18 protein-coding genes are annotated in these 16,579 nt (G+C 73.0%); 11 read left to right on the forward strand and 7 right to left on the reverse strand.

Features of this window, described 5'->3' with window-relative positions:
* Positions 1-75 precede the first annotated feature (75 nt).
* The 6 genes from ACLIBK_RS07445 to ACLIBK_RS07470 all read left to right on the forward strand — a co-directional run bounded on the left by ACLIBK_RS07445 (position 76) and on the right by ACLIBK_RS07470 (position 7,223).
* A complete protein-coding gene (locus ACLIBK_RS07445) occupies positions 76-1,407 on the forward strand; it encodes an MFS family transporter (RefSeq protein ID WP_415386607.1) in 1,332 nt (443 codons plus the stop codon).
* 189 nt (positions 1,408-1,596) lie between these two features.
* A complete protein-coding gene (locus ACLIBK_RS07450) occupies positions 1,597-3,195 on the forward strand; it encodes an ABC transporter substrate-binding protein (RefSeq protein ID WP_415386608.1) in 1,599 nt (532 codons plus the stop codon).
* Positions 3,196-3,202: 7 nt separating this feature from the next.
* Positions 3,203-4,147 (forward strand): ABC transporter permease, encoded by a 945-nt coding sequence (locus tag ACLIBK_RS07455; protein WP_415386609.1) that lies wholly within the window; start codon positions 3,203-3,205, stop codon positions 4,145-4,147.
* Between the two features lie 40 nt (positions 4,148-4,187).
* Complete coding sequence (locus ACLIBK_RS07460; RefSeq protein WP_415386610.1) at positions 4,188-4,982, forward strand: ABC transporter permease; 795 nt, start codon at positions 4,188-4,190, stop codon at positions 4,980-4,982.
* A gap of 37 nt (positions 4,983-5,019) precedes the next feature.
* Positions 5,020-6,213, forward strand: coding sequence for an ABC transporter ATP-binding protein (locus ACLIBK_RS07465; protein WP_415386611.1), 1,194 nt, complete (start codon positions 5,020-5,022; stop codon positions 6,211-6,213).
* Positions 6,210-7,223, forward strand: a complete 1,014-nt coding sequence (locus ACLIBK_RS07470; RefSeq protein ID WP_415386612.1) for an ABC transporter ATP-binding protein — start codon at positions 6,210-6,212, stop codon at positions 7,221-7,223. The genes ACLIBK_RS07465 and ACLIBK_RS07470 overlap by 4 nt, the downstream gene beginning before the upstream one ends.
* A gap of 76 nt (positions 7,224-7,299) precedes the next feature.
* Here ACLIBK_RS07470 and ACLIBK_RS07475 read toward each other — a convergent pair whose 3' ends face one another.
* Positions 7,300-8,217, reverse strand: coding sequence for a metal ABC transporter substrate-binding protein (locus ACLIBK_RS07475; RefSeq protein ID WP_415386613.1), 918 nt, complete (start codon positions 8,215-8,217; stop codon positions 7,300-7,302).
* A 72-nt stretch (positions 8,218-8,289) separates the two neighbouring features.
* Complete coding sequence (locus ACLIBK_RS07480) at positions 8,290-8,796, reverse strand: AraC family transcriptional regulator (protein ID WP_415386614.1); 507 nt, start codon at positions 8,794-8,796, stop codon at positions 8,290-8,292.
* Between the two features lie 135 nt (positions 8,797-8,931).
* Between ACLIBK_RS07480 and lpdA the strand changes: the two genes are divergently transcribed.
* Positions 8,932-10,323 carry a dihydrolipoyl dehydrogenase gene (gene lpdA, locus ACLIBK_RS07485; protein WP_415386615.1) on the forward strand — a complete coding sequence of 464 codons (1,392 nt, stop codon included), beginning with the start codon at positions 8,932-8,934 and terminating at the stop codon, positions 10,321-10,323.
* 54 nt (positions 10,324-10,377) lie between these two features.
* Here lpdA and ACLIBK_RS07490 read toward each other — a convergent pair whose 3' ends face one another.
* On the reverse strand, positions 10,378-10,977 hold the full coding sequence (locus tag ACLIBK_RS07490) for a TetR/AcrR family transcriptional regulator (RefSeq protein ID WP_415386616.1): 600 nt from the start codon (positions 10,975-10,977) through the stop codon (positions 10,378-10,380).
* Between the two features lie 89 nt (positions 10,978-11,066).
* Between ACLIBK_RS07490 and ACLIBK_RS07495 the strand changes: the two genes are divergently transcribed.
* Entirely contained in the window at positions 11,067-11,543 is a 477-nt protein-coding gene (locus ACLIBK_RS07495) for a cupin domain-containing protein (protein WP_415386617.1), read from the forward strand.
* Between the two features lie 24 nt (positions 11,544-11,567).
* Here the strand turns inward: ACLIBK_RS07495 and rsmD are convergent, their stop codons facing one another.
* The 3 genes from rsmD to ACLIBK_RS07510 form a co-directional block, all read right to left on the reverse strand.
* The gene (gene rsmD / locus ACLIBK_RS07500; protein WP_415386618.1) at positions 11,568-12,146 is read right to left on the reverse strand and encodes a 16S rRNA (guanine(966)-N(2))-methyltransferase RsmD; all 579 of its coding nucleotides are present in this window, start codon (positions 12,144-12,146) and stop codon (positions 11,568-11,570) included.
* Positions 12,147-12,207: 61 nt separating this feature from the next.
* Positions 12,208-13,062 (reverse strand): pseudouridine synthase, encoded by an 855-nt coding sequence (locus ACLIBK_RS07505; protein ID WP_415386715.1) that lies wholly within the window; start codon positions 13,060-13,062, stop codon positions 12,208-12,210.
* 134 nt (positions 13,063-13,196) lie between these two features.
* Entirely contained in the window at positions 13,197-13,961 is a 765-nt protein-coding gene (locus ACLIBK_RS07510) for a gamma-glutamyl-gamma-aminobutyrate hydrolase family protein (RefSeq protein WP_415386619.1), read from the reverse strand.
* A 55-nt stretch (positions 13,962-14,016) separates the two neighbouring features.
* Here ACLIBK_RS07510 and ACLIBK_RS07515 point away from each other — a divergent pair, with 55 nt between their 5' ends.
* Genes ACLIBK_RS07515 through ACLIBK_RS07525 form a run of 3 tightly spaced genes read left to right on the forward strand, consistent with a single transcriptional unit; the run spans position 14,017 to position 15,526 of the window.
* Positions 14,017-14,451, forward strand: a complete 435-nt coding sequence (locus ACLIBK_RS07515; RefSeq protein ID WP_415386716.1) for a nucleoside deaminase — start codon at positions 14,017-14,019, stop codon at positions 14,449-14,451.
* On the forward strand, positions 14,448-15,074 hold the full coding sequence (gene tsaB, locus ACLIBK_RS07520; RefSeq protein WP_415386620.1) for a tRNA (adenosine(37)-N6)-threonylcarbamoyltransferase complex dimerization subunit type 1 TsaB: 627 nt from the start codon (positions 14,448-14,450) through the stop codon (positions 15,072-15,074). Before ACLIBK_RS07515 ends, tsaB begins: the two co-directional genes overlap by 4 nt.
* On the forward strand, positions 15,071-15,526 hold the full coding sequence (locus tag ACLIBK_RS07525; protein ID WP_415386621.1) for a GNAT family N-acetyltransferase: 456 nt from the start codon (positions 15,071-15,073) through the stop codon (positions 15,524-15,526). The genes tsaB and ACLIBK_RS07525 overlap by 4 nt, the downstream gene beginning before the upstream one ends.
* A gap of 16 nt (positions 15,527-15,542) precedes the next feature.
* Here the strand turns inward: ACLIBK_RS07525 and ACLIBK_RS07530 are convergent, their stop codons facing one another.
* Entirely contained in the window at positions 15,543-16,547 is a 1,005-nt protein-coding gene (locus ACLIBK_RS07530) for a threonine ammonia-lyase (RefSeq protein WP_415386622.1), read from the reverse strand.
* Positions 16,548-16,579: the final 32 nt, after the last annotated feature.

A 16,579-nucleotide genomic window follows, 5' to 3' on the forward strand; every position in this document is an offset into this window, starting at 1 on the left:
CTATCCCGGGTGGGCGCGGGACGCGACGGCCGGCCGGATCGGGCCGTGGCGGTTCCCGCAGGGGAGCTCCTCGCCATGGACACCGCCGCCACCCCCGTCATCGCCCGGCCGCATGAGGTCCGCGACCGTATCCTGGCCATCGTCGGCGCCGCTTCGGGCAATCTGGTCGAGTGGTACGATTTCTACGCCTACGCTTTCACCTCGCTGTATTTCGCGCACGCCTTCTTCCCCTCCGACGATCCCACCGTGCAGCTGCTCAACGCCGCGGCGGTCTTCGCCATCGGCTTCCTGATGCGGCCGATCGGCGGCTGGCTGTTCGGGCGCTTGGCGGACCGCAAGGGGCGGCGCTTTTCCATGCTGGTCTCGGTGCTGCTGATGTGCGGCGGCTCGCTGCTGATCGCCGTGCTGCCGACCTACGAGACGATCGGACTCGCGGCCCCGGCGCTGCTGCTGCTGGCGCGGATGGGGCAGGGGCTCTCCGTGGGTGGGGAGTACGGGACCTCCGCCACCTACATGAGCGAGGTGGCCACGGCGAAGCACCGCGGCTTCTACGCCTCCTTTCAGTACGTCACGCTGATCGGCGGGCAGCTGCTGGCGGTGCTGGTGATCGTGGTGCTGGAACAGCTGCTGAGCACCGAGGACCTGCGCGCCTGGGGCTGGCGCATCCCCTTCGTGATCGGCGCGCTGACCGCGGTGGTGGCGGTGTTCCTGCGCCGCTCGCTGCACGAGACGTCCACGGCGGAAACCCGCTCCCGCCGCGGCGCCGGCACGCTGCGGGCGCTGCTGGACCATCCGCGCTCGCTGCTGACGGTGACGGGGCTGACCGCGGGCGGCAGCCTCGTCTTCTACACTTTCACGACCTACATGCAGAAATACCTGGTCAACACCGCCGGCTTCGCGGTGGAAACGGTCAGCATCCTGATGGCCGGGGCGCTGTTCCTCTACATGCTGATGCAGCCGCTTCTCGGCGCACTGTCGGACCGCGTGGGCCGCAGGAACATGCTGATCGCCTTCGGGGTGCTGGGCATCCTGACCACCGGCCCGCTGCTGGGGGTGATCGGGCAGGCGTCCTCGCCCTGGACGGCCCTGGGGTTCATCCTGGTCGCGATGCTGGTGGTCAGCGCCTACACCTCCATCAGCGGCGTGGTGAAGGCGGAGCTTTTCCCGGCCGAGGTGCGCGCCCTCGGTGTCGGCATCTCCTACGCCGTGGCCAACGCCATCTTCGGCGGCACGGCGGAATACGTCGCGCTGCGCTTCAAGGCCGAAGGCTGGGAGGCCGGATTCGGCTGGTACGTGACCGCGCTGCTCGCCGTGGCGCTGGTGTCGGTGCTGTTCATGCCGGACATGCAGCGCCAGGGCCACATGGCGGCCGAGGACCGGGCCGCGGAGGCGAACCGCGCCGGCTGACCTGCCGCCGGGCACCGCCCTGTCCTGCAAGCGGGGGCTGCCCAGCGGATAGGCGTCGGCGCCGGCCGCGCGCACCGCCTGCGCGCGGCATAGCCAGGGTGGCCGGGTGGCGGCTGGGAAACGCTGCCCGCGACCGTTGACACCCTCGCCCGCGGCATACCAGCCTCACGCCATCCGCGGAGATCGTCCATGACCCATCCCTTCGAGCTGACCCGGCGCGCCCTGTTCGGCGGCTTCGCCACGCTGGCGGTGGCGCCGGCCGTGCTGAGCTCCGGCGCGGCCCAGGCCGCCACGCGCGGCGGCCGGATGGTATTCGGGCGCTACGCCGACAGTCAGTTCCTCGACCCCGTGCTGAACGACGCCAACACGGATATCTGGGTCCTCACCAACGTCTTCGACACGCTGCTGCTGCCCACCGCGGATGGCAAGGACGTGCAGCCCGGCCTCGCCACGGCCTGGGAATGGAACGGCGACAAGACGGCCCTGACGCTGACGCTGCGCCAGGGGGTGAAGTTCTCCGACGGTTCCGAGATGCGGCCCGAGGACGTGGTTTGGTCGCTCAACCGTGCGCGGGAGAGCGGGGCCTGGCGCTCGCTCGTCAGCTCCATCGCCGGGGTGGATGTGTCGGGCGCGCAGGTGGTGGTGCGGCTCAAGGCGCCGGATGCCACGCTGGTCCCGGCGCTGGCCACCTTCAACACCGGCATCCTGCCGCAGCGCCTGGTGGAGGCCACGCCCGGCGCCACGCTGGACGACAAGATCAAGGCCTTCGCCGAGCGGCCCGTGGGCACCGGCCCCTTCGTGGTCACGGAATGGCGGCGCGGCCAGACCATGGTGCTGCGCCGCAATCCCCACCACTGGAAGCTGGGCGAGGACGGCCGGCCGCTGCCCTACCTCGACGAGCTGCGCTTCGAGATCGTCCCCGACGATGCCACGCGCCTGCTGAAGCTGCGCGCCGGCGAGCTGGACGGCACGGAATTCGTCCCCTACGCCCGGGTGCGCGAGCTGCAGAACGACCCGCAGCTGCGCATGGAGCTGTGGCCCTCCACCCGCGTGCGCTACCTGACCTTCAACTGCCGGCCGGAATACCGAGGTGCCAAGAACCCGCTGGGCGACGCGCGGGTGCGGCGGGCGCTGAACCACGCGGTGAACAAGGACGCGGTGATCGCCATCACCACGCAGGGGCTGGGCAAGCCCATGCAGTCCTTCATGTCCACCACCACGCCGCTGTTCCAGAGCTTCGCGCCGCTCTATCCCTTCGACGCCGCCCGCGCCCGCGCCCTGCTGGCCGAGGCCGGCTACCCGCAGGGTTTCGAGCTGAGCTGCATGTCGCTGTCGGGCAACCAGGACGACAGCAACGACCTGGTCGCGGTGCAGCAGATGTGGGCGGCGCTGGGCGTGCGGCTGCGGATCGAGCAGGTGGACAGCGCCACCCGCACCGCGCGCTACCGGGCCAAGGACTTCCAGATGCGCACGGCGGCCTGGACCAACGACATCTCCGACCCGTCGCAGATCACGTCCTATTTCGCCTACTCGCCCAACATCGACTGCCTGTATTCCGGCTTCAAGGACGAGCGGATCGACAGCCTCTACGAGGCGAGCGGCCGGGAAACCGACGTGGCCAAGCGCGGCGAGATGTACCGCGAGATCCAGGCTCGCTACGTCGAGGCCGCGCCCATCCTGTTCCTCTACGAGACGCCCTATCCCGTGGTGTTCCGCCGCAACGGCAAGGGCTTCGTGCAGATCCCGCTCGGCAACAACCTGTTCGAAGGCGCCTACGTCGAGCGCTGAGCCCCAATTGCTCCGCTATGCCGCGCGCCGGGTGGCGCAGATGCTGCCCACCCTGGCGCTCGCCGTGCTGGCCGTGTTCCTCCTCGCCCGCGCCATGCCCGGCGACGCGATCTCCGCGTTGCTGGGCGACCGCGCGACCGACGAGGCCGTGAACCGGCTTTCGGCGCAGCTCGGGCTCGACCAGTCCTGGCTGACGCAGCTGGTCGCCTACGTGTCCGGGCTGCTGGGGGGCAATCTCGGCACCTCCATCGCCAGCCGCGTGTCGGTGTGGCGGCTGGTGGTGGAACGCCTGCCGGTGACGGGGCTGCTGACGCTGATGGCGGTGCTGATCTCGCTCGCCCTGGCGCTGCCGCTGGCCTTCCTGTCCGCCCTGCGCGCCGGACGCTGGCAGGACGTGGCGGTGCGCGGCGGCCTGCAGGTCGGGCTGTCGGCGCCGATCTTCTTCGTGGGGCTGCTGCTGCTGACCCTGTTCGCCGCGCAATGGGGCCTGTTCCCCGTGGGCGGCTACGGCGAAACCTTCGGCCAGCACCTCTACCACCTATTCCTGCCGGCGCTGACCCTGGCGTTGTCCTTCACCGCCGTGGCCACGCGCTCGCTGCGCGCCTCGCTGCTGGGGGTGCTGCGGGCCGAGCACGTGTCCTTTGCCCGCTCCAAGGGCCTGCCGGAAAACGTCGTGATGCGATCCCACGTGCTGCGTCCCGCGGCGGCGGCCACCGTGTCACTGGTCGGGCTGCATATCGGCGCGCTGCTGGGCGGCGCCGTGGTGACGGAAAGCGTTTTCGCTGTGCCCGGCGTCGGAAGGCTGATGGTGGAGAGCATCTTTGCCCGCGACTACCCGGTGGTGCAGGGGCTGACGCTGGTGCTGGCCCTGCTGGTCTCGCTCACCTTCCTGGTCACTGATCTTACCGTCGCCTGGCTCGACCCGCGCGCCGCGGCACGGCGGCGCGGATGAGGGCGGTGATGCGCGCTGGGCTCACCGGGGCAACGCCGGCATGAGGGCGCTCCTCGCCGGTGCGGCCGTGCTCGCGCTGCTGCTGGCCTGCGCGGCCGTGCCGGGGCTGATCGCGCCCTACGACCCGCTGGCCTTCGACTTCACCGCGCTGCTGGCGCCGCCCTCCTGGGAGCATCCCTTCGGCACCGACCAGTTCGGGCGGGACATCCTGTCGCGCACCATCTGGGCCGCGCGGGTGGACCTGCAGATTGCCGTCTTCGCGGTGGCGGGGCCGCTGCTGGTGGGCGGGTTGCTGGGGCTGCTGGCCGGCTATCTCGGCGGCTGGGCCGATGCGCTGCTGGGCCGGGCGATGGACCTGGTGGTGACCTTTCCCTTCCTGGTGCTGGTGATCGCCATCGTCGCGGTGCTCGGGCCGGGCCTGGGCAACATGTACGTGGCGGTCGCCATCGCCGGCTGGGTGCCCTATGCCCGGCTGATGCGGGGCGAGGTATCGGTGGTGTCGGCTTCCGACCATGTGGCCGCGGCGCGGGGGCTGGGCTACGGCCTGCCGCGCATCCTCGGGCGGCACGTGCTGCCCAATGCGGTGCGGCCCATCCTGGCCTACGCCGTGTCGGACATGGCGCTGGCGATCCTGCTGGGCTCCTCGCTCGGCTATCTCGGCCTGGGCGCGCAGCCACCGGAGGCGGAATGGGGCGTGCTGGTGGCGGACGGCAAGAACTTCCTGACCCAGGCGCCCTGGATCGCCCTGTTTCCCGGCGCGGCAGTGGTGCTCTGCGGCCTCGGCTTCTCCCTTCTGGGCGACGGCCTGGCCGATCGGCTGGAGGTACGGCGGTGATGCCCGCATCCGTCCCCGGCCCGCGGGGGACCCGCTGATGGAACGTGCCCCCGCCCTGGCCTTTCCGCCCGCCCCGCTGGACGACCCGCCGGCAGCGCCGAACCGCGACGGCCTGCGCGTCAGCGGCCTGCGCGTCACCCTCGGCGGGGTCGAGGTGGTGCACGGCACCGAGCTGGCGGTGATGCCCGGCGAGGTGCTGGGCCTGGTGGGCGAGAGCGGCTCGGGCAAGAGCGTGTCGCTGCGCGCCATCCCCGGCCTGCTGCCGGCCGGCGCCGCCGTGTCCGGCGAGGTGCTGTGGAACGGCGTCGACCTGCTGACACTGCCGCCGCGCGAGCTGCAGCGCACCCGCGGGCGGGAGGTCGCGATGATCTTCCAGGAACCCGGCCTCGCGCTGAACCCGGTGATGACCGTGGGCGCGCAGATCGAGGAAAGCCTGCTCGTCCACCATCCCTCGCTCGGCCGCCGCGCCCGGCGGGAGCGCGCCGAGGCGCTGCTGGCCGAGGTCGGCATCCCCAGTCCGCGCACCCGCCTGTCTTCCTATCCGCACGAGTTCTCCGGCGGGATGCGGCAGCGCGCCATGATCGCCATCGCGCTGGCCCCCGGGCCGCGGCTGCTGCTGGCCGACGAGCCCACCACCGCGCTGGACGTCACCGTGCAGGACGGCATCCTCCGGCTGCTGCTGCGCCTCGTGTCGGACCACCGCATGGCCATGGTGCTGGTGACGCACGACCTCGGCGTGGTGGCGGAAACCTGCTCGCGCGTCGCGGTGATGTATGCCGGCCGGGTGGTGGAGAGCGGCCCGGCGCGCCGGATCTTCCGCCACCCCCGCCACGCCTATACCGCCGCCCTGCTGGGCGCGATGCCGGGCGAGGGCGGGGCGGGCGGTCGCCTTTTTCCCGTGCCGGGCATGCCGCCCAGCCCGCGCGCCATGCCGCCGGGCTGCGCCTTCGCCCCGCGCTGCAACTGGGTGATGCCGGGCTGCCTGCCGGCGGTGCCGCCGCTGGTGCCGGCGGAGTGCTGGGTGGACGGGCGGGTGGAAATGCCGGCCCCCGTGCCGCTGCCCGCGGACGAGCAGCGCAGCGCCTGCCTGGCCGCCGACCGGCTGCCGCCGCGGACCGGCGCCACCGCTGCCGCCGCTCAGCCCGCCGCCGGCACGCCCCCACCCGGCGGCGCGCCGCCGCCCCAGGCCGGCCCCGCGCTGGCCACCGGCACCCCGCGGTCCCACCCATGAGCGCTGCCCTGCAACATCCCGCGCCGCCGATCGTAGAAGCGCGCGACCTCGTCCGCACCTTCCGGGCCCCGCGCGGCGGCCGCGTGCAGGCCCTGCGCGGCGTGTCGCTGCGGGTGGAACGCGGCGAGGTGCTGGGCATCGTCGGCGAATCCGGCTGCGGCAAGTCCACCCTGGCGCGGCTGCTGGTGGGACTGGACTCACCGGACAAGGGCGGGCTGCGCTTCGACGGCACGGAGCTTTCCGCCCTGCGCGGCGCCGATCGCCGGCGTTTCCACCGCCGGGCGCAGATGGTGTTCCAGGACCCCTACGGCTCGCTCAATCCGCGCCTCACGGCGGGCGAGGCCCTGGCCGAGGCGCTGCGCGTCCACGCGATCGTGCCGCCGGCCGAGATCCCCGCCCGCGTGGCCGCGCTGCTGGACCAGGTGAGCCTGCCGCGCGACGCCGCCGACCGCCGGCCGCACGAGTTCTCCGGCGGGCAGCGGCAGCGCATCGGCATCGCCCGCGCCCTGGCCGTGGAGCCGGAGCTGATCGTGGCGGACGAGCCGGTCTCAGCCCTGGACGTGTCGGTACAGGCAGGGGTGGTGAATCTCTTCGCCGAGTTGCGCGAGCGGCTGGGGCTGACGCTGGTGTTCATCACCCACGACCTGCGCCTGGTGCGCCACCTGACCGAGCGCGTGGCGGTGATGTACCTGGGCAAGGTGGTGGAACAGGGCCCCACCGCGTCGGTGTTCGCCGCGCCGCGGCATCCCTACACCCGCGCGCTGCTCTCGGCCGTGCCGCGGCTGGACCCCGACGCCCCGCCGCGCCCGCCGCCGATCCCCGGCGAAGTTCCCAGCCCGCTCGCCCCGCCCGGCGGCTGCGCCTTCCACCCGCGCTGCCCGCGGGCGGAGTTCCCGGTCTGCTCGCACGACGTGCCGGAACTGGAACTGCGCCACGGCGCCTGGCCGGCCGCCTGCCACTTCGCCGGATCCCTGGCATCGGGCCAGGCGGGACCGCCACCCGGCCGTTGAGGCCGGGCCGGTGCGACGCAGCGCGGCCGGAAACCCGTCCGGTCGCGCGGTGGCCCTCGCCGCCGCGCCGGGGCGGTCAGCCCTCCCCACGCATGGCCGGCACCAGCAGGCCGAGATTGTGCCGGAACATCGCCTCATAGGTCGGCGCAGGCCCTTCGGGCGGCGACAGCGCGTCGGAGAACAGTTCCCCCCGCACCCGCACGCCGGCCTCCCGCGCCAGGCGGTCCAACAGGGCGGGGTTGGTCATGTTCTCGATGAACACCGCCGTGATGTTCTGCGCGCGGACCTGCCGGATCAGCCGCGCGACCTGGGCGGCGGAGGGCTCGCTCTCCGTGTTCATGCCCTGCGGTGCGATGAAAGAGATGCCGTAGGCCGCGCCGAAGTAACCGAAGGCGTCGTGGCTGGTGATTACCTTGCGGCGCGCATCCGGCACGCTGGCGACCTGTTCGCGCACCCAGCCGTCCAGGGCCGCCAGCCGGCCGCGTAGCGCCTCGGCGTTGCGGGCATAGGTTTCCGCCCCGGCCGGGTCCGCCGCGGCCAGCCCGGCGGCGATGTTGCGCACGAAAACCTGGCCGTGGCGCAGGTCCTGCCAGGCATGCGGGTCAATGGAGCCGTGCCCGTGGCCGTCATCCTCCATGCGGCGCGGCGTCACGCCCTCCGTCGCGGTGACCATCCGGGCCCGCGTCCCGGCGGAACGCACCAGTCGGTCCAGCCAGGGTTCCAGGTTCAAGCCGTTGCGCACCACCACGGCAGCCTCGCGCAGAGCGGCGGCGTCGGAAGGGCGGGGCTGGAAGACGTGCGCGTCGCCGTTGGTGCCCACCAGGGTACGCACCGTCACCCGGTCGCCGCCGACCTCCCTCACGAGGTCACCCAGGATGGAGAAGGACGCCACCACGGCCAGGGGCGCCGCGTTCGCATCGGCGGGCGTCTGGGCGCGGCCGCCGGTCGGGAGAAGGCTGGCGAAGGGCAGGAGCAGCGCAGAGCGGCGGAGCACGGGGTGACCTCATGATATGATATAGTATTACATAATCGTCCCTGCCTGCCCGGGGCAAGCTTCCCCTGGTCCTCAGCCGCCAGAGGGACGCCGAAGCGGCAGGATCACCGAGGTCAGCCATTCCTCCGGCGGGTTTTCGCGCGGGTCGTTCAGCGCCTCGTCCATGACCGGCAGCCCTTCCGGCCGCTCGCCGCTGCCGGGCAGCCAGTCCTGCAGCAGGACCTCGTAGGCCCGGTGCAGTTCCGAATACGGACCCTGGAAGCGCAGCACCGCTGCCCGCATCGCCGGCAGTTCCACCAGTTGCAGCGGCAGCGCCGCCCCGGCGCCGATCCCTGCTCCGGGCGGCAGGGTCATGCAGGCTTCCGACCGCAGTTCCGCCGCCGGCACCACCGCGGGGTCGTCCAGGTAGCGGCCGAACCAGCGGGTGTCCGGCCGCTTCAAACCGCTCTCCCTGGCCCAGCCCAGCAGCCGGTCGAAGGCGCCGGCGATGCCGGGGTAGGGACCGCGATGCGGCAGCGCCGCCAGCCGCAGCGGCGGCAGGTCCAGCACCGCAACCTCGGAAGCCTGAGGAACCCGCATGTCGTACCCTCCTCGCCCTGGGGGCGGCGAGCCTAGCCGAAGCGCCGCCCGTTGCGCGCCCGCACTTTCGGTCGCGCGGCTGCCCTGCTACCTCCGCGGGCGACATCGCACGGCCACGGGACCATATCCTCCATCATGTCCGAGAGCTTCGACCTCATCGTCATCGGCGCCGGCCCCGGCGGCTACGTTTGCGCCATCCGCGCCGCCCAGCTCGGCATGAAGGTGGCCTGCGTGGAAAAGCGCGAAACCCTGGGCGGCACCTGCCTCAACATCGGCTGCATCCCGTCCAAGGCGCTGCTGCAGTCCAGCGAGAACTACGACGAGGCGGTGCATCACTTCGCCGACCACGGCATCGGCGTGGGCCAGGTCAGCCTCGACCTCGCGCGCATGCAGGCGCGCAAGGCCGAGGTGGTGAGCGCCAACGTCAAGGGCGTGGAGTTCCTGTTCAAGAAGAACAAGGTCACCTGGCTCAAGGGTGAGGCGAAGTTCCTGGCGGGCAACCGCATCGCCGTCGCGGGCCAGGAATACGAGGCCAAGAACATCGTGATCGCTTCCGGCTCGGAAAGCATCCCGCTGCGCGGCGTCGAGGTGGACGAGAAGCGCGTCGTCACCTCCACCGGCGGGCTGGAGCTGGACAAGGTTCCCGGGCACCTCGTGGTGATCGGCGGCGGCTATATCGGGCTGGAGCTGGGCTCCGTGTGGCGCCGCCTGAGCGCCGAGGTCACAGTGGTGGAGTTCCTCGACCGCCTCGTGCCGGGCATGGACGCCGAGGTCGGCAAGACCTTCGAGCGCGTGCTGGGCAAGCAGGGCATCAAGTTCCGCCTCAAGACCAAGGTCACCGGCGCGACCGTGGCCGATAACGGCGTCACCCTGACCGTGGAGCCCGCCGCCGGCGGCGCCGCGGAGGAACTGCGCTGCGACGTGGTGCTGCTGGCCATCGGCCGCCGTGCCTTCACCGGCGGGCTGAACCTGGACGCCGCCGGCGTGGCGCTGGACGAGCGGGGCCGCGTGGTGGTGGACAACCACTTCGCTACCAACGTCCCCGGCGTCTACGCCATCGGCGACGTGATCACCGGCCCCATGCTGGCCCACAAGGCCGAGGAAGAGGGCGTCGCGGTGGCGGAAATCCTGGCCGGGCAGGCCGGGCACGTGAACTACGGCGCCATCCCCGGCGTGGTCTACACCTGGCCCGAGGTCGCCGCGGTGGGCGAGACCGAGGAGCAGCTGAAGGCCAGCGGCCGCGCCTACAAGGTCGGCAAGTTCCCCTTCACCGCCAATGGCCGCGCCCGCGCCATGGGCTCCACCGATGGCTTCGTGAAGATCCTGTCGGACAAGGACACCGACCGCGTGCTGGGCGCCCACATCATCGGCCCCGATGCGGGCACCATGATCGCGGAGCTGGTGCTGGCGATCGAGTTCGGCGCCTCGGCCGAGGACATCGCGCGCACCTCGCACGCGCATCCCTCGCTGAACGAGGCGGTAAAGGAAGCGGCCCTGGCCGTGGACGGGCGGCCCCTGCACATCTGAGGACCTCCCGGGCTCCTCGGCCATTGCCGGGGAGCCCGAGCCTTTTCCGGCCCCTCAGCCCGCCCGGGTGGCGGCGAGCAGGGCGCGCGCGATCCGTCGCACCGTTTCCACTATCGCCGCGTCGCCGAGGCCGCGCACATCGCGCAGCACCACCACCGTCTCGATCCCCGTCAGCAGGCACAGCGCGCTCACCAGCTCCTCGAGCGCCGGCTCCGGCACGATGCCGCGCAGGGGTGCCAGCACCTCCCGGATCCAATCCACCCGCCGGCCACCGCGAGGCTGCACCGCCCCTCCCATGGGAGTCACGGCCTGCGCGAGATAGGCGCGGAACAGCCCTTCCTGCCGCAGCACGAAGCCCATCACCCGTTCCACCAGAGCATCCAGGGCGGCGGGCACCTCCTCGGGCCCGCGCGGCGGGCCGGCGGCGCCGAAGCGGTCCAGCTCCCCCGCCACCGCGTCCAGCAAGGCTTCCTGCACCAGCAGTTCGGGCGTCGAGAAGTAGCGGTAGGCGGTCGCGCGGGAGATGCCGGCATGGTCGGCCACTTCCTGCACCGTGGGCTGCCGCCCTTCCGCCACCAGTTCGCGCGCCGCAGCCAGCAGGTCCCGCCGCGTGCGTTGCCGTTGCCGATCTCTTCCGGAAACGGATTGACTCATGGAGAGGGCTGGTTCATGAGACATAAATCTCATGAAGAAACTTTGATTTCATCATGCGATCTTCATGCACCCAGGATCGGAGCGAGGCAATGCCCTTCATCACCGCGCAGCCCCAGGCGGGGAGCACCGTACACCTGCTCGGCAACCTGCTGACCTTTCGTGCCACGGCCGCCACCACGGAGGGCGAGCTGTCGCTGATCGACACCGTGACCGCCCCCGGTCAGGGATCGCCGCCGCATCTGCAACGCGATGATGTCGAGGCCTTCTACGTGCTGGAGGGGCGCTACGAGTTCACCCTGGGCGACACCACGGCCGAGCAGGGGCCCGGCGCCTTCCTGTTCGTGCCGCGCGGCCTGCCGCACCAGTTCCGCAATCCCGGAACCGAGCCAGCCCGCATGCTGATCATCAACGTGCCCGGAGGGCTGCACGAGCGCTTCTTCCTGGAAGCCGGCGACCCCGTGCCGGCGGCGAAGGCCTCGGCTTTCCCGGCCATGTCGCCGCCGGACGTGCCGCGCCTGCTGGCAGCCGCCTCGCGCTACGGCATCGAAGTGCTGTTGCCGGCCTGACGGAGCGGGAGGCCGGGCGCCGCTTCAGCCCGCGTCGCGCAGCACGAGCAGCCGGGCGGCGCCGTGCGCGCGTTCCGCCACGGACTCCCAGCCCGGCAGTTCCGGCGCAGCCTCGGTGCGGCCGAGTTCCAGGCAGGCCACGGCGCCCGGCGCCACCCAGCCCGCGCCGCGCAAGGCCGCCAGCGCCGTGGCGCCGAGCTCCTGGCCATAGGGCGGATCGAGGAAGATCAGCCCGCAGGGCGCGTCGGCGCGCGGCGGCTTGGTGGCATCGCCGGACAGGATGCGCGCCGGCCCGCCGCCGCGCGCCGCCCCAGCGCCCAGGCAGGTTTCCAGATTGCTCCGCAGTGCCGCCAGCGCCGCCCGGTCATTCTCCAGGAAGGTTGCCCGCGCCGCGCCGCGCGACAGGGCTTCCAGCCCCATGGCGCCGGTGCCGGCAAAGGCGTCCAGCACCGTGGCGCCTTCCACCCGCTCCCGCCCGGCCCAGGGCGCGTGCCATAGCATGTCGAACAGCGCCTGCCGTACCCGGTCCGCCGTGGGACGCGTGGCCTCCCCGGGCGGCGCTTCCAGCCGACGGCCGCGCCAGCGTCCCGCCACGATCCTCATGCCTGGCAAACCGGGCGGCGTGCCATGTCTTGCCGCGCGGCCGGGCGCCCCAGCGAGTGCGTCACGCCTTGCCGCGCGGCTTGGCGCCCCAGGGGGTGCGATACGGGTCGCCGGCATTGCGCGCCCGCGGCGGCCGCTTGCGGGCGGGGACGGGCGCTTCCGCTTCCGCGGCGGGTTCGGCCACGCGGTCGCGGCCGCGCTGGATGCGCGGCGCCACGTCCAGCCCGAGCTGGTCGCGCAGCACCTTGGCGTTGACCTCCTCCACCGCGCCGGAGGGCAGGGCGCCGAGCTGGAAGGGGCCGTAGGCGGTACGGATCAGCCGCGTCACCTGCAGCCCCAGGAAGGACAGGACCTTGCGGACCTCGCGGTTCTTGCCCTCGTGGATGGCCACGGTCAGCCAGGCATTGGTGCCCTGGCGACTGTCCAGCCCGGCCTCGATCGGGCCATAGGTGATGCCGTCCACCGTGACGCCGTGCCGCAGCCGGGCCAGCGCCGCCTCGTCCACCCGGCCGTGCACGCGGGCGCGGTAGCGGCGCAGCCAGCCATTGGCCGGCAGTTCCAGCTTGCGGGCCAGGGCGCCGTCATTGGTCAGCAGCAGCAACCCCTCGCTGGTCAGGTCCAGCCGGCCCACCGAGATCAGCCGCGGCAAGCCGGGCGGCAGCTTCTCGAACACGGTGGGGCGGCCCTGAGGGTCCTTGTGGGTGGTGACCAACCCTTCCGGCTTGTGGTGGCGGAACAGCCGCGTGCGCTCCGGCGCCGCCACCAGCTTGCCGTCCACGCTGATGCTGTCGCCGGGGAACACGAAGGTGGCGGGGGTTTCCACCGTGCGGCCGGCCAGCTTGACCCGACCCTCCGCGATCATCGCCTCGGCCGCGCGACGGCTGGCCACGCCGGCGCGGGCCAGGAAGCGGGCGATGCGCTCGCCACGTTCGCTAGGCGGCGCGTCGTCGGGCGAGTCGCCCTCCGCCTCCGCGGCAGCCTCGCCTTCGGGGATCTCGATCAGATCGTCGTCCGGCTCGGCGTCACCGCCGGCGGGACGGTGGGGATCGCTCATGCTTCCACCGCGTCGCGCGGAGCCATCTCGCGCTCGGAGACGCGGCGCCGGGCCGCCGCCACGAAGGCCGTGAAGATATCCGGGTCGTGCGGGTCCACGGCGTATTCGGGGTGCCACTGCACGCCCAGGCAGAAGCGGTAGCCCGGGTGCTCGATGGCCTCGATCACCCCGTCCGGCGCCGTGCCGCTGACCACCGCGCCGGTGCCCGCCGTTTCCACCGCCTGGTGGTGCGAGGAGTTCACCGCCAGCGTCGCCGCCCCACCGACCACGCGGCTCAGCAGCGTGCCCGGCACCACCGACACGCTGTGGCCGGGAATGGTGCGCGGTTCCGGCTGCTCGTGCGGCAGGGCATCGGGAACCGTGTCGGGGATGTGCTGGATGAGCGTGCCGCCCAGCGCCACCGCCAGCAGCTGCTCGCCGCCGCAGATGCCCAGCACCGGCAGGTCGCGGGCCAGGGCGCCGCGCAGGATCGCCAGCTCGAATTCGGTGCGCATGCCCTTCAGCGTCACGGTGGGGTGGCGGTCGGCGCTGCCGTAGAGCGCGGGGTCCACGTCGAAGGCACCCCCGGTCACCACCAGCCCGTCCAGCCCGTCCAGGTAGGATTCCGCCAGTTCCGGCAGGTGCGGCAGGGCCACGGGCAGGCCGCCGGCCTCGGCCACGGCGGACAGGTAGTTCTGGCGGATGGCGTACCAGGGCAGCTTGGACCAGCCGCCGGCTTCCTCCGCGTCCAGGGTCAATCCGATCACGGGGCGCGCGTTCATGGGAGGGTTGCTAGACCCCCGCGCGGCCGGGGGGCAAGAAGCCAACGTGTCGCCGATCGAGATCGCCCTGCAAGAAGCCGCCAGCGCCGCCGCCCGCGGGGAAGTTCCCGTGGGCGCCGTGGTCACCGATGCCCGCGGCACCGTGCTGTCGCGCGCCGGCAACGAGGTCGAGGCCCGGCGCGACCCTTCTGCCCATGCGGAGATCCTGGCCCTGCGCGCCGCCGCGGCTTCGCGGGGCGACAAGGTCCTGCCCGACTGTACCCTGTATGTCACGCTGGAGCCCTGCCCGATGTGCGCCCAGGCCATCTCCTTCTTCCGCATCCGGCGGCTGTGCTTCGGCGCCTATGACTCCAAGGGCGGCGGGGTGGAGCACGGCGCGCGGGTTTTCGCCGCCTCCTCCTGCCATCACGCGCCGGAGGTGATCGGCGGTTTGCGCGAATCCGAGGCCGCCGCGCTGCTGCGGAACTTCTTTGCGGGGCTGCGGGCATGAGGATCCTGGCCCTAGACGGCGCCCTGGCACGCTGTTCCGTTGCGCTGTGGCAGGACGGCGCGGTCCTCGGTGAAGCCGTCGTAGACGGCCCGCGCGGCCACGCCGCGATCCTACCCGCCCTGGTGCGCGACCTGCTGGCCGCATCGCCGGGCCCCTGCGACGCCGTGGCGGTCACGGTGGGACCGGGCGGCTTCACCGGGCTGCGTGCCGCGGTATCCCTGGCGCGCGGCCTGGCCGCCGGCTGGGGCGTGCCCTGCCTGGGCATTACCGTGGGCGAAGCCCTGGCCGAGGCGCTGCCGGCGGAACTCCGTGCCCGCCGCGCCCTCTGGACCGCGGTGGACACCAAGCGCGGCCGGGTCGCGCTGGAACGCCCGGGCGAGGCCCCCGCCGTGTTCACCGAGGATGCGCTGCCCGCCGCCCCCGGCCCGGTCGCGGTGGCCGGCGACGCCGCGCTGCCCGTGGCCGCCCGGCTGCTGGCCCGTGGAACCAATGCGCTGCTGACCGATGCCCGCCTGCCGCGGGCGCGCGACGTGGCGGCGGTGGCAGCGCGGGTGCTGCGCGACGGCACCCCGCAGCGCCCGGCCGAGCCGCTCTACCTCGAACCCCCGGCGGTGCGCCCGTGACGCTTCGCGCGGCCGGGGCGGCGGATGTGCCGGCCCTGGCCGCGCTGCACGCCGCCGCCTTTCCCCCCGCCGAGCAATGGGGCGAGGTGGCCATCGGCGCCATGCTGGACCTGCCCGGCGGCTTCGGCCTGCTGGCGGAGGGCGCCGGCTTCGTGCTGGCCCGCGTCGCGGCGGGAGAGGCGGAAATCCTGACCCTGGCCGTCCACCCCGACCACCGCCGCGCCGGGCTGGGCGGCGCCCTGCTGGCCACTGCCGCCGTCGGGGCCGCCGCGCGCGGGGCGGCGGAACTGTTCCTGGAAGTGTCGGAGCGCAACGCCGCTGCCCGCGCCCTGTATGCGGCGGCAGGCTGCGTGGAGGTCGGCCGCCGGCGGCGCTACTACGCCGACGGCGCCGATGCTCTGGTGCTGCGGCTGGATCTTGCCGCGGACAGCCGGGAGGCGCCGCCGAACTGACCGGCCGGCCCGGCGGTCAGGCCAGCGCCCGCGCAAACATGGTGGGGTCGACGTTGGCGCCGGTCAGCGCCACGGCCACGGTGCGGCCCGCCATCGGCAGGCGCCCGGACAAGGCGGCCGCGAGTGCCACGGCACCGCCCGGCTCCGCCACCAGCCCGAACTCCTCGAAGGCCACCCGCATGGCGGCGAGGGCCTCGGCATCGCTGACCACCAGCCCGCCCCCGAGCCGCGGCGCGTTGATGGAGAAGGTGAGAACCCCTGGCGTCATCGCCAGCACCGCGTCGCAGAGGGAGGCGCCGCCGGGCGCATTGCTCACCCGCTCCCCGGCCGCGAGGCTGCGGGCGGTGTCGTCGAAGCCTTCCGGCTCCACCGCGAAGACCCGGGCGGCCGGCAGCAGGGCTTCCCAGGCCAGGGCACAGCCCGCGCTGAGGCCGCCGCCCGAGCAGCACACCAGCAGGGCATCCGGCGCCGCGCCCATCGCCAGGGCCTGCCGCGCCACCTCCAGCCCGAGGGTGCCCGCCCCGGCGATCACGCGCCGGTCCTCGTAGGGCGGCACCAGCACCAGGCCGCGCTCGGCCGAAAGGCGGCGTCCCAGGGCCTCGCGGTCCTCGTGGACGCGGTCGTAGAGGACGACCTCCGCGCCCCAGCCGCGGGTGCGCTCGATCTTGGCGGCGGGTGCGTCGGCCGGCATGAGGATCACCACCGATGCGACGCCCAGCCGGCGCCCGGCCCAGGCCACCCCCTGGCCGTGGTTGCCGGAGGAAAAGGCGACCACGCCGCGCGCCCGTTCTTCCGGCGTCAGTAGGGACAGCCGGTTCCAGGCGCCGCGCGCCTTGAAGCTGCCCGTGCGCTGCAGCCCTTCCGCCTTGAGCAGGAGGCGCCCGCCCAGCTGCGCGTTCAGCCGCTCGCTTTCCAGCAGGGGCGTTTCCACCAGCACGCCGCGGATGCGGTCGGCCGCCGCCTCGATCTCCGCGAAGGAAGGGGCGGTCAGGTGCCAGGGAAGGGAGCCGATATCATCCATGCCGTGAGGTTGAGGTCCCCGCGTGCCGAAGG

Source organism: Roseomonas sp. BN140053 (assembly GCF_047690175.1).
In the GTDB taxonomy this organism is placed as follows: Bacteria; Pseudomonadota; Alphaproteobacteria; order Acetobacterales; family Acetobacteraceae; genus Roseomonas.